This window comes from Dissulfuribacter thermophilus (assembly GCF_001687335.1).
Taxonomy (GTDB): domain Bacteria; phylum Desulfobacterota; class Dissulfuribacteria; order Dissulfuribacterales; family Dissulfuribacteraceae; genus Dissulfuribacter; species Dissulfuribacter thermophilus.
Genome location: NZ_MAGO01000001.1, coordinates 416862 through 429497, shown reverse-complemented (window position 1 = coordinate 429497; position 12636 = coordinate 416862). Strand labels below are relative to the sequence as shown.

The 12636-nt window shown below is 42.0% G+C and carries 13 protein-coding genes, 1 tRNA gene and 2 pseudogenes; 6 read left to right on the top strand and 10 right to left on the bottom strand.

All coding sequences use genetic code 11. The features are described 5' to 3' along the window. Window positions 1-38: 38 nt before the first annotated feature. Genes DBT_RS01905 through DBT_RS01895 form a run of 3 tightly spaced genes read left to right on the top strand, consistent with a single transcriptional unit; the run spans window position 39 to window position 2725 of the window. Complete coding sequence (locus DBT_RS01905; protein ID WP_067615844.1) at window positions 39-572, top strand: hypothetical protein; 534 nt, start codon at window positions 39-41, stop codon at window positions 570-572. Window positions 573-576: 4 nt separating this feature from the next. After that, window positions 577-1596 carry a CDP-alcohol phosphatidyltransferase family protein gene (locus tag DBT_RS01900; RefSeq protein ID WP_067615842.1) on the top strand — a complete coding sequence of 340 codons (1020 nt, stop codon included), beginning with the start codon at window positions 577-579 and terminating at the stop codon, window positions 1594-1596. Window positions 1597-1615: 19 nt separating this feature from the next. Further along, complete coding sequence (locus DBT_RS01895; protein ID WP_067615840.1) at window positions 1616-2725, top strand: deoxyguanosinetriphosphate triphosphohydrolase; 1110 nt, start codon at window positions 1616-1618, stop codon at window positions 2723-2725. Here the strand turns inward: DBT_RS01895 and DBT_RS01890 are convergent. After that, complete coding sequence (locus DBT_RS01890) at window positions 2717-3595, bottom strand: SDR family NAD(P)-dependent oxidoreductase (RefSeq protein ID WP_067615838.1); 879 nt, start codon at window positions 3593-3595, stop codon at window positions 2717-2719. The two genes, DBT_RS01895 and DBT_RS01890, sit on opposite strands and share 9 nt — an antisense overlap. A gap of 88 nt (window positions 3596-3683) precedes the next feature. On the opposite strand from DBT_RS01890, the gene DBT_RS01885 reads away from it, so the two are divergent. Together DBT_RS01885 and DBT_RS01880 are read left to right on the top strand one after the other, a co-directional pair. Beyond that, window positions 3684-4493, top strand: coding sequence for a YkgJ family cysteine cluster protein (locus DBT_RS01885; protein ID WP_067615836.1), 810 nt, complete (start codon window positions 3684-3686; stop codon window positions 4491-4493). 61 nt (window positions 4494-4554) lie between these two features. Continuing rightward, window positions 4555-4630, top strand: a tRNA-Thr gene (locus tag DBT_RS01880). A 214-nt stretch (window positions 4631-4844) separates the two neighbouring features. Here the strand turns inward: DBT_RS01880 and DBT_RS11890 are convergent. The 9 genes and pseudogenes from DBT_RS11890 to DBT_RS12635 all read right to left on the bottom strand — a co-directional run bounded on the left by DBT_RS11890 (window position 4845) and on the right by DBT_RS12635 (window position 9302). Further along, a pseudogene (locus DBT_RS11890) lies at window positions 4845-5936 on the bottom strand (IS3 family transposase). Between the two features lie 63 nt (window positions 5937-5999). Beyond that, on the bottom strand, window positions 6000-6179 hold the full coding sequence (locus DBT_RS01865; protein WP_067615830.1) for a hypothetical protein: 180 nt from the start codon (window positions 6177-6179) through the stop codon (window positions 6000-6002). A gap of 58 nt (window positions 6180-6237) precedes the next feature. Beyond that, window positions 6238-6453, bottom strand: coding sequence for a type II toxin-antitoxin system HicB family antitoxin (locus DBT_RS01860; protein ID WP_067615828.1), 216 nt, complete (start codon window positions 6451-6453; stop codon window positions 6238-6240). Continuing rightward, on the bottom strand, window positions 6440-6688 hold the full coding sequence (locus DBT_RS01855; RefSeq protein WP_067615826.1) for a type II toxin-antitoxin system HicA family toxin: 249 nt from the start codon (window positions 6686-6688) through the stop codon (window positions 6440-6442). Before DBT_RS01855 ends, DBT_RS01860 begins: the two co-directional genes overlap by 14 nt. A 6-nt stretch (window positions 6689-6694) precedes the next feature. Further along, window positions 6695-6829, bottom strand: a complete 135-nt coding sequence (locus tag DBT_RS12640; RefSeq protein ID WP_279614739.1) for a hypothetical protein — start codon at window positions 6827-6829, stop codon at window positions 6695-6697. Further along, the gene (locus tag DBT_RS01850) at window positions 6813-7244 is read right to left on the bottom strand and encodes a site-specific integrase (protein WP_161939887.1); all 432 of its coding nucleotides are present in this window, start codon (window positions 7242-7244) and stop codon (window positions 6813-6815) included. Before DBT_RS01850 ends, DBT_RS12640 begins: the two co-directional genes overlap by 17 nt. Window positions 7245-7269: 25 nt before the next feature. After that, a pseudogene (locus tag DBT_RS01845) lies at window positions 7270-7902 on the bottom strand (M48 family metallopeptidase). A gap of 673 nt (window positions 7903-8575) precedes the next feature. Further along, complete coding sequence (locus tag DBT_RS01840; RefSeq protein ID WP_067615822.1) at window positions 8576-9001, bottom strand: rhodanese-like domain-containing protein; 426 nt, start codon at window positions 8999-9001, stop codon at window positions 8576-8578. Window positions 9002-9170: 169 nt separating this feature from the next. Beyond that, entirely contained in the window at window positions 9171-9302 is a 132-nt protein-coding gene (locus tag DBT_RS12635) for a hypothetical protein (protein WP_279614737.1), read from the bottom strand. A 442-nt stretch (window positions 9303-9744) separates the two neighbouring features. Between DBT_RS12635 and DBT_RS01835 the strand changes: the two genes are divergently transcribed. Then, a complete protein-coding gene (locus DBT_RS01835; protein ID WP_067615818.1) occupies window positions 9745-12636 on the top strand; it encodes a PAS domain-containing protein in 2892 nt (963 codons plus the stop codon).

The following is a 12636-nucleotide window of genomic DNA, read 5'->3' as shown; positions in this document are numbered from 1 at the left end:
TTTTAACTGACAGTATACTCAGTAGTTGGGGGTAGGAAATGTCATTTGATACCACAAAATTGCCTTTTTTAAATTTTAGGAATGAAAAACAGTTCAATGACCAAATTCAAGAACTTAAAAAATATTTCCGTCGCAATGAGAACGCATTAATAGAAGTCTTCAAAAGAGGAGATGAACTCAAAGAGATATTCATTGAGATGGATCCAATGCTCCAAGAGCTTACTCAGAAAATTTGCCCCTATTGTGGAAACGTATGCTGTGCAAACAGACACGGCTTACCTGAATTTGCGGACATAGTCGCATTTCTTGCAATGAAGGAAGAGCCCCCTACCTACAAACTAAATGTAGACTTAAGGGCCATCTGCCAATTCTTGAGCAATAATGGCTGTATACTACCACGGTATAGACGTCCCTATAGGTGCACATGGTATTTTTGCGAACCAATGCTTCTAGAGGTAGACATTGGCCCAATTAAGAGGTACAAAGAGTTTTTAAGGCTTGTAAAGGCCCTAGCCCAAAAGCGCGGGGAGCTCCTGCAGGCATTTTATCAAATCTACAAGGAATACAAGTAAGACCATGACCCTCAGGGCAAATCACCTAACAGTCCTTAGGGTACTTCTGCTGCCTCTGCCGTATTTCCTACTTTACCAAGGAATTTGGGGTAGAGTTGCCGCGCTTTTAATATTCACTGCCCTTGGACTCACAGACTACCTAGATGGACTCCTTGCAAGACGCCATGGTGCAACCCGTCTGGGGAAACTCCTTGACCCCATTGCAGACAAGATATTTCTAGTGGTAATCGTAGTCTGCCTCATTGACCTCGACATTCTTCCATTCTGGTTGGCAATACCCATATTTTTGCGGGAATCTCTGGTTGCAGAGATCAGACGGACAGGAATACAACTTGAGGTGACGGAACTTGCAAAAATAAAGACCACCATTCAGATGGCTGCATCTGGACTAATGTTTTTACTGGATACATTCAAGAGCAAAATCGTACTTGTGGCCTTTTTAGCTGGTGCCGAGCTTGCCACCATATTTCTCGCTGTGGCTCTGTTTATTAGAGACGGTCGATTATCTGGCAGAATGCATTGGGCCATAGGACTCTTAGGAACTGCCCTGGTACTTGGAATGACACTTACTGAGAGAGCCATTTACCTGGCCTATGGAAGTGCTGTTGTGATTATAACACTTATTTCAGGCGGAGTTTATTTTGTTAACGGTATCCCCGCCCTATTTTCAAAGGGCAGGGTATGTATCCTGAGAGCCTTGCTTACATGTATATTCCCCATATTTCCCCTTTGCTTAATTCAAGATCTCTCTCATAACGGACTATGGGCGATAATACTTATTTTGTCTATGGAGTATGCTGCTCAGGGCTTGGATGCTATTGCTACACCATTTCGCAAGGATCTTTCTATGTTTAAATCCCTTTTCATAATACCATTGGCAATGGTTTTATTGACATCAGCCAAAATAGGGTTTCCGATTCCAGGGATAGATGTACATATGGCTCTAATCTTGACAGTTTTCTTATACGCCTTTTACCTAGTATTGGACTTAATTTACAATAAAGACGTTGTTTTTCTTTATTAATGAGTTATAAATTTGAACCATGTTTGTTGACTTTGCTCCCAAAACTCAAAACCTGGCTAAGAAATGTTTCAAAACTATCCGCGAGGAACTTGAGGCAAGAGAACACGAATTTCTAGCTCCCTATGCTGCCTTTAGCGATCAAAGCAGGGGACGGAAGAGACCTGCTCAGGACTGTGCAATCAGGACAGCATTTCAAAGAGATAGAGATCGAATCGTATATTCAAAGGCATTTAGGAGGCTTAAACATAAAACTCAGGTCTTTCTCTCCCCAATGGGAGACCACTATAGGACAAGGCTGACCCACACCCTTGAAGTAGCAGAGATTGCAAGGACAATTGCAAGGGCCCTCAAACTCAATGAAGACCTCACAGAAGCCATAAGCCTAGCCCACGATTTAGGCCATACCCCCTTTGGCCATGCAGGAGAGACAGTACTAAATGAGATCGTCCCAGGGGGGTTTTCCCACTGCAGACAAAGCCTCAGGGTGGTAGATCGGCTAGAAAACGGAGGACGCGGCCTGAATCTCACATACGAAGTACGAGACGGGATCCTCAAACACTCCAAGGGTTTTGGAAACATCATCCCATCCAGTAAAGGTGGTTGGGCAAAAACAGTAGAAGGAAGAATAGTTAGGATTGCAGACATCATTGCCTATCTCAGCCACGACCTAGACGATGCCATAAGAAGCGGGGTAATAGGCCCCAAAGATGTTCCTCATAAACTCGAAGAGGTCTTTGGAAACACCCATAGTTCCCGCATTACCACCATGATCAAGGACGTCATATCCAATTCCAAGGTCAAAGATGGCAAAATGATCTTAGGGATCAGCGATGAAGTCCACGGTGCCATGATAGAATTAAGGGCCTTTTTGTATGAGAGGGTGTATCGAGCTCCTCAAGTCCATAGGGAATTTGAAAAGGCCAGAAAGATCCTCTTTGACCTATACGAGTACTTCATAAAACACAAGGATGCCTTTATTGTTGAATCGCTGCGACTCTTTGAAGAAGATCTCATGGAGACAGGAAACGATCCGTATGAAAGGCGTGTCTCTGACTTTATTGCAGGGATGACAGACCGTTATGCCCAAAATCTTTACGAAAGGATCTTCATGCCCTCGCCTTTAGTCTAATGAGTCGGGTTTGATACTACCTCCAAAGGTAGGTTCTTCTGGAGAGACAATACCTTCCGGCATAGGACTTACCTTTTCTCCCCCCAAAACATATCCACCATCTAGGCGTAGAAGCGCTCCTGTCATGAAAGTGGCATCCCTTACAAGAAAGACTACTGCCCTTGCCACATCCTGCGCCGTACCAATGCGACCAAGAAGCGTATGGTCCACAATGGAACGCCTCTGCTCTTGTGTCAACACACTCCAGCCCCGGGTGCCTGGCCCATGCCTTGTCTCCACAAAACCAATCTGCAGCTCATTTACTCGGACCTCTGGCGCACCAAGCCTTGCCCACTGCTGTGTTAAGGAGGCAATTGCCCTATTGGAAAGGCTATAGCAGTCATTGAAGACCAAACTTGCAGGCCCAGACCTTCCAACAATACCTGCTATGGAAGAGATGTTAACAACCACCCCTTGGGCCCTTTTTAAATATTGAAGCGAGTGATTAAATAGATACCACTTTGCATTTATAGTCGTTTCCCACTCAAGTCTCCACTGTTCTTGAGTGTAGGGCCCATGTACTATTGGCCATCCCCCTCGCTCTATGTTGTTAATAAGGATATCAATTCGTTGAAACTCCTCGAGCGCCTTCTCTATCACCTTTTCGACGTCTCTTTCCTTTCGAAGATCAGCAGAGATATGAATATATTTTGCATTGATGGCATCTAATTCACTCCTCATTTTAGAAAGGCTATCGAGCCAGTCATAGACTGGCAATACCAATCGACAGCCAAGATTTGATAAGGCCTTTGCGACCTCAAGTCCGATGCCCTTTATAGCTCCCGGCACTATGGCCACCCTTCCTTCTAGTGTCTTTTGAATCCCTTCCATCACGGCAACTTCCTCAACAAAGACTTTTTGTTGAATTTTACATTGATGCTATTATTATGACAATTAATCTTAAAAAGAGGTAAAGAATATGTTTGCGCCAAAAGATAAACCGCAGGTAATTGTCCCAGTTAGACTTGATGAATCCAGTCCAATTTCTTTTCAATGTTCAAAGGATCTTTCTTGTTTCACAAAATGCTGCAAAGAGGCCCATATTATTCTTACACCCTGCGACATTATTCGGTTGAAAAAGAGATTGAAACTTTCGTCAGATGAATTTCTTTTCGTATACACAGCTCTTGGGACCATTGAAAATACAGAATTACCTGTGCCAGTACTTAAGATGAGGGAAGATGAGGTCAAAAGCTGTCCTTTCTTGGTAAAAGAAGGTTGCGGCATTTATGAAGACCGTCCCCTCACCTGTAGGTACTATCCCATTGCATCAGGGGTATTCCACAATCTCGATGAATCACAGGATGAAAAGTTTTTTGCTCTTGTAAAAGAACCTCACTGTATGGGACATGATCTGGGAGAAGAACTTACTGTTGGCCAGTGGCTTGAGAGTCAGGGCATAAATGAATTTGAAGAGGTCAACAAAGGATGGACTGAACTAATTCTCAGACGAAAGTCCCTTGGCCCATTTGTCACCATTCAAGAAAAGACAAAACAGATGTTTTTTACAGGCTGTTACAATGTTGACAGCTTTAGAAGATTTGTGTTCGAATCGAAATTCCTCGATATTTATGTAATTCCCGAAGAACGCCTTCAAAAGGCAAAAGAAGACGACTATGCTATGCTGGACCTTGCAATAGACTGGCTGAGATTTACGTTTTTTGGGGATCCAGTCATTGAACTTAGAGAACAATTTGCAGAGGGTGAAATGATAGAGGCCGAACCCTAAGAGGCCTTGAACCAGATAACTGGCTATGATAATAATTTAACTTGAATTTGTTCCCTTGAGAGCCGGCATAGCTCAGTTGGTAGAGCAGCTGATTCGTAATCAGCAGGCCATCGGTTCGAGTCCGATTGCCGGCTCCAGTAATTTCAAGGGGTTAACTAATCTGGTAAAACAAGGATTTAGGCAGGTATCCACGTAGGTTTCCTCCATCAAGCGAATCATAGATGAAACCGCTAAGTGCAATAGTTATTGTCAATAGGAACTAGATAGTCTCTTGGAAGGTAGAATTGAAGTGGTACCCATTTTTTGTACAGCACTTTTGTGATTTTATGTTCGCTTCCTTTGCTGGTGTTATCATGCTGCCTTATCTAGCTCATAGATCCCATCAGGGGGCTGATAACCAATAGCCTGATGAAATCTCTCTTTGTAAGATTCGAACCAAGTCATAAACCCTTTACGGAGTTCAGGCACTGAGGCAAACTCCTGAATATAGATAAGTTCATACTTCAGCGAACGCCAAAGCCTCTTGATGAAAATATTGTCCAGGAATCTGCCACGCCCATCTATGCTAATCCGGATTTTGTTTTTCTCCAGTATCTTTAAGAACCCTTCACTGGTAATTTGACTGCCCTGATCCGAATTGAATATCTCAGGAGCTCCATATCGAGCTATGGCCCTTTCCAGGCAGGAAACACAAAACTCGGCATCAAGGGTAGTCGACAAGCTCCAGGCTACTACCTTACGGCTGTACCAGTCTATAATTGCACAGAGATACATAAAATTGCCCATAATCGGGATATAGGTGATATCCGAACTCCAGACCTGGTTGAACCTGGTTATCTTCGAATCCCTAAGCAGATAGGGATAGACCTTGTGCTCAGGAGCCTTTATGCTGGTAAAGGACCAGGAGCTATTGCCCTTAATCCAATGAGCTGCATGAGGCGCCTGACCTTCTTTTCACTCACTTGGTATCCCCTCTTTTTAAGGGCATGACGCATTCGTCTTCTCCCGTAATAAGGTGTTTTAAGATATTGTTCATCAATGGCTTTCATCAGGGCTTGGGTTTATAGTACAAAGAGCATCTGCTAATACTGAGCAAAAAGCATTGCTTGGTAAGACTGATCTCTTGATTGTCCAGTTCAACCATGGCCTTTCTCTTCTTCTGGCTCACAGAAGACCGAACTTTCTGGCTAAAAAATCCCGTTCCACTTTTAGCTGTCCTATCTTCTGATAGAGCTGGTCCAGAAGGACCTGCTGCTCTTTTTCTTTCCTCTGAGAGTGGTCAAATACCACAGAGGCATTTGCTAGCATCTGCCTTTTCCACTGCCTCATCTGCCCAGGATGAACCCCAAACCTCGAAGCTATCCGATTGGTGGTCTCTTCTCCCTTAATAGCTGCCATAGCAACCTTGGCCGTGAACTCTGAGCTGTACTTCTTCCTTGCCATCTGTTGTCTCCTTTCACTACGTTACTTGTTACTCCTTACAGTGAAAGCGAACAATACCACTTGTCAAAAAAGGGGGACCACCTCACACCAATAATCCCAATAGGCATCGAATATTCTTTCATCAAATTCTTTACCGACTTCAGGAGGCATAGCTTCCCTTAAGGCATCTTCGTAGAATCCTTTATATAAATTATTATCACTGGGTAGTTGGACTTGTGGTTGAGTAGCGTTTTTTTCAGGCATATACAACTTTGTTCAGCCCGAAACTTCATGGCAAGGCAAGGCATGGTTTCGGGCTTTTTTATGCGGCCATCTTTGAAGGTACAGGTAGTGGTTCTCCTGATTCTTTACAGGTTTGTATCCATAGCTCCATAGCTATTTTTATTTCCTTTAGGGCTTCATCAGGTGTATTGCCAAAAGCCGAACATCCTTTTAGGTCTGGTACTGTGGCAATATAACCTTCATCTTCATCTGAGTAGAATACAACTACTGGGTATGGTAGTTCATTCGTTTTCATGTTTCACCTCTTCTATGGCCTTAATAGCCTGTCTTACTTGATAAGGCTTGGCCTTACCTCTTATTTCTTGCAATGTAAGGATACCATTCCATGAGGGATGTTTGAATATCCTGTGACTGCCTTTTGATCTTACCTCAACAAAACCGTAGTGAAGCAGAATGGACACAAGATCTGTGAATTTCACATCTTTGGGGTTTCTTTTAATCCTTTCGAGGCGTTTATCGTAAGTTGTCATTAAAAATTACTTTCTTGCAAACCTTTTGAGTTCCACTATTTTTGACTTTTCTGTTTCTGTAACGTCCTGGAAGGCTTTTCCTATTCCCTCCACGGCTTTACGTTTCTGGTCTGGTATTAGGTGGCTATATCTTTCGGTCATTAGCAAGGCTCTTGTGCCCCATTAGCTCTTTAATCGTATAAATAGGTATTCCCTTGATTGCAAGCCAGGAAGCAAATGTGTGCCGTAGAGTATGGAATACAACCTTGTCCCGTGGGTCTGTAATGCCGTCATTAAAGCCTAATTTATGCACTATACGAAAGAAAGTCTTAGAAATTAGCTTTTTCTTTTTGCCGTTTTTGCCAGGAAAAATAAGGGAGGATAAGTCAACATTCTCAGGCAATCTTTCTAGGAGCATATCTTTTACTTGTGGTGTCATGTAAACAGGCCTTGAAATTCCCGATTTTGGATCTTTTACATGGATAATTTCATTTTGGAGGTCAATGTCGGCCCACTTGAACCCTCCACAACCATCTCCATTATAAGGAGGAGATTTTTGGAATTCTGGGTCCTTCACAAACGACCAAACCCAAAATGGCAAATCATTGCCACATTGTCAATGGCGAGCTATTTAACTCCTCCGTATAAGATCGCCATTTGGGCAGGAATTTATCCATTAGGCTTTTGAAGTGTTCATTGTGAGACGGTTCCAGGAAGTGGGTCATTTCATGGACCAGAACATATTCAATCAGTACAGTTTTTTTCTTGGCAAGCTCGAGGGTTAGCCAAATCCTCCTTGCCCTTGGGGTGCAGCTTCCCCACTTGGTCCTCATGCGTTTTATACCCCATGCATTGACCTTCTCACCAATCTTTGCTTCCCATCTTACAATCATCTCAGAAAGTAACTATTTCAACTGGCTGCGATACCATTCGTTGAATATAAAAATGCGCCTTTCTCTTCCAGTACCTAGCCTTATAAATAGATGGATATAGTTACCATTCACTTCAATCCTCGGCCTTGTCGCCGCCTCAAACACTCTGAGCAAATAACGTTTTCCTAGGAAGTAATGAGTTTCACCGTCAACCATATTTGTTGGCACCTGGCGTGGTTTCTCTTCGATCCTCTGCCTACATTTTTTTATCCAAAAAAGTCGCTTTATAACGGCCAATCGTATGGCATCGTCTCCAAGATAAAGGGGGACAGATACCCTAACCCTACCGTCTAAGGGGTGAATGCTAAGATTAATGTTCTTGATGTTTTTTTTAATGACCTTAACTTCTATGCCGCTAATTATAAATTTTTTTCCTCTGTCTTCATACGTAAATACTCATCATCCTGCTTTCACCATTTTTAATACGCCTTCAAGCTCTTCATTTATAGTCCTACCTCCAGTTAGGTTAAATATGGTCTTCTTACTCTCTCTTTCCTTTATCTCGTTTCCTCACTAATCCCCTTTTCTGGTCCTCGTTAGTGCATCATCGAGCTTTAAGGCAAGAAGATCCGCATCCTAACCAAAGGTATCATAAAATAAAATATCCTTTTTGCAGTAGAGCCCCCGGTTTAAGGAGCAGGCAGAAAAATTCTGGCTAAGGTAAATTTTTTAGGTAAGTTGCGTCATACAAAGAAAGCTATCTGGCATTTTTGAACTTTCCAAAATAGGTAATAGGCCAGCTTTACATGACAAATCCAAGGAAAGGCTTGGATACAGGCTTTAGACCAAATAAGGCTTGAACTAGGAGGCTATTCTCCCTCAAAGTTGACATCCTCCCCTTCCTAAAGGAAGGAGAGGATGTCATTGTCTTAACTAAATGAGGATTTTTAAGTGCACTCTGCACTGGCGAGATTGAAACACTTTAACACACTCATTAGTCGGATGATCCCTGCATAATCCGGGATTATGTATCGGGTTATCTGCCTTCCACAAATTCAGGATAGGGCCAGCCCTCCTGGCCATTTTTGAGAATAAAGAGCCGATTAGCAGGAATCTTTCTGGCTATTAGGTGGTCGAAGGTCTTTTGTGCGCCGCCAGCACCGCGTGGGCATACAATTACCACAGGACCTTTTCCATTCCTGATACGGTCCAATACAGCGTCAATCTTTGCCTTGTCCTGAACTGTCTTAACAGGATATGCGTGTGTGGCAATCGCCCCGGGCAGATGGTGTCTGGAAAAATCTTCCTTGGTTTGGATATCAATTATAATGACGGGCTCCCCTTTTTCCAGCTTGGCCTTCAATGCCTCGGCCGAAATGTAATTATATGACCCGGCGAACGCCTGACAGGTCAACATGATGCACGCTACGAGAAAAAAAATAAAGAAATGTACTTGTTTCATCTGCTCCCCTCCTTAGAATTTGTGATGCGGCAATATTACCATAGAGGCAAGTCAAAAAAAAATTTCTCTTTTCGATGTTTTTATGTCTTTCTATCGGGGGCTTCTATTCATTTTCCATCACTCTTTATTTGAGGCTTCCTCGAAGATTGTTAAAGGCCCTGTCAATTCCTCAGATAAGGGCCCTAAAAAAATCCCCACTTGGTCCATTTTCATGACGTCTTTTTTCTGTCTCAAAGAACTCATCCACAGCGTCTTGAGGAACCTTCTTAAAGCCTATTTCATCAATAATAAAGAGGTCCAATGGGACGAGTTCCCTGAAAGTTTTTTGTAAACATCATCTCCTCTTGAGACAGCAAGTTATGTTTTCTTTTTCTAAGATAAATCTTAGGCTCTGAGGATCCAAAATTTTTTTGGTTCAGTTTTGACTGGGAATTAAAATCAAAGGCATCGAGCTAGCCCCTTAGAAGGGTCCAGTTTTGATTGTCTGAGACGCTTTATATAAGAATTAGAAGCTCTATCTGAATATTCATCTTCAGGCAGCTTTGATTAAGCGCGACATAATCTTCTAAAATATTAGAGATTTTTCATTCAAAATTTCTCACACAAAACCATAACATTCATAAATTTTCTCAATATATATTTGTCCTTTATCAATTTTTTGTGATACAATTTATTTACCTCATTAAAGGCAACCAGAAACTCAACCAGTGATTTCTATAAGCAAAATATAACAAAAAATATCTATGAAAAAACGAATCCTTCCAGATGAAATAGAGCGCAACCTCTGCCTAGTAGATGCAGTAATTTACATGGTAGAGTATAGAGGAGAAAATTTTATCCCTATCTGGATGAGTAAAAATATTGAAAGAATCCTTGGTTTCACTCCACAAGAGGCCCTAAATCCCATGTGGTGGCGAACCCACATCCATCCCCAAGACAGGGAAAGAATAGAACAAAATCTGGCAATCTTGCTGGATAAGGGAGTTCTCCAACATGAATATCGTATTCAAAAGAGGGATGGAACATATATTTGGATATACGACAAACTAACCCTTATCCAAGATGGGGAAAAAGACACGATTAAGATAATTGGTACGTGGACAGACATATCGAGACAAAAGGCCATAGAAGAGAGACTAAGAGAAAGTGAAGAACGGTTTAAGACGATATTTTACACTAATCCCGATTCAGTGTGCATTAATCGGCTTGAGGACGGTCTCTACATAGAGGTTAATCAGGGCTTTTGCGACAATACTGGATACACTAGAGAAGAGGTAATAGGCAAGACCACTATTGAACTTAATATTTGGGCCAATCCGAATGATAGAGAACGTCTCATAACCGCCCTCAAACAGGATGGTTATATAAGAAACATGGAAGCGCGGTTCCGGTTAAAAGATGGGACCGTAATTACAGGGTTAATCTCCGCGAATCTCATTACTATTCAGGGAAAGCCTCATATCCTTTCTGTGGCCCGCAATATTGATGAGATCAAAAGAACTCATGAGACACTAAAAAAAAGAGAGAAGATGCTAAATGATGCCCAGCGCATTGCCCATGTAGGGTGCTGGGAATTTGACATCAAAGAAAACAGGCTTACGTGGTCAGACGAGATCTACCAAATATTCGAGATCCCAAAAGATAGGTTTGAGGCGACATATGAGGCATTTTTAAACACCGTTCACCCCCAAGACAGGGAATTTGTAGACAAGTCCTATACAGACTCTGTTAAGCATAGGAGACCCTACAATATAGAACACAGGCTTGTCATGCCTGATGGCCGGATAAAATGGGTGCAAGAACAATGTGAAACCTTTTATGACGATGAAGGCAATCCAGTACGATCAGTTGGGACTGTTCTTGACATAACAGAAAAGAAACAGGCTTATTTTGCCCTTGAAAAGAGTGAAGAACGCTTTAGGCATCTCTTTGAAAACTCCCCTGTTCCCCTTTGGGAAGAAGATTTTACTGATCTTATGATCTACTTAAAAGACCTCATTTCTTCTGGAATGAGAGTTGAGGACCTTAGTGCTTATCTTGACTCCCATCCAGATGCCTTAGAAGAGTGTGCAAGGCGTGTTAAAATCTTGGACGTAAACAAGGCTGCACTAGATCTACATGAGGCCAACACCAAAGAAGAACTCCTTGAGGGATTGACTAATATTTTCACAAAGAAATCATACGAAGTTTTCAAAAAAGAAATCATTGCCCTTGCAAAGGGGATAGAACAGTTTGAATCAGAGGCAGAAATCAGAACTCTCCGTGGAAATTTCAAAGATATCATGCTGAGATTAGTATGGAAAAAGACAAAAGACCAAGACTCTCTTTCCCGTTACCTGGCCCTTGTTGCCACAACAGATATTACCCCCTTAAAAAAGGCAGAACGAGAGCTTGAGAGGAGACTGAGGGAATTACAGTTTCTCTATGATATCAGTGCCAGCATCAATAGTTCGCTCACAGTTGAAGATATTGCCAATGGGGCCTTGGAGGTAATAAGGAAGGCGATTAGCCCCGATGTCGGGCTCCTTTTTCTCATTGAAGAACAAGGATATTTTAATCTTGCTTGCAGCCATATTTCAAATTCGGATTATACATTATGTACCCGCCTAATCCACTACCTCAAAAAAGCTCTTTGTAAAATAAAAAATCAACCATGTGAACCCATATTTTTAAAAAATCTTAAAGAGTTTTTAGATTGTCCGAAGGCTGACTGTGAAGAAATAAGACTAAAATCCACTGCCATTCTTCCCCTCATTCATAGCAGGACTCTGCTTGGTTTCATTGTCATTGGTTCTTTTGAACAACAAGATTTCAAAAAGGAACAGAAATTTTTAATGACTCTGTCCAATGAAACAGCGGTTGGAATCAAAAATGCCCTTTTGATTAAGAAACTTAGGGATCATGAGGCAGAATTAGAGGCCATTGTCAAACAGAGGACAAAAAAACTTTTAGAGGTAAATAAGGAACTTGAATCTTTTACCTATTCAGTCTCACATGACCTAAGGGCCCCACTCAGGGCCATAGATGGCTTTTCCAACATACTTCAAGAAGAATATGGCCCCAAATTAGATGATGAGGCCAAAAGGCTAATAGGAATTATTAGAAAAAATACCCGGAGAATGGGACAATTAATAGATGATCTTTTAAGGTTTTCCAGGTTGAGCAGAAAAGAGATGAACATCACAGACATAGATATGGAAGCCCTTGCGAAATCAGTCTTCTATGAAATCACCTCAGGCCCAGACAGAGAACGTATACATTTTGTAGTTAGAAAAATGCCTCCGGCCCAGGGCGACCCCTCACTAATACGTCAGGTCCTCTATAATCTAATCTCTAACGCAGTTAAATTCAGCATTAAAAGAGATGTCCCAAAGATTGAATTGGGATCAAAGACCCTAGATTCTGGAGAGGTTGTCTATTATATAAGAGACAATGGAGTTGGTTTTGATACGCGCTATGCACACAAACTCTTCAAAATATTTGAGCGTCTCCACCCTGTAGATGACTTTGAGGGCACAGGGATTGGACTATCCATTGCTAAAAGGATAATAAATCGTCACGGAGGAAGAATTTGGGCTGAAAGCCAAAAAGACCGCGGAACCGTATTTTATTTTACACTCTCTATCCACGAATAA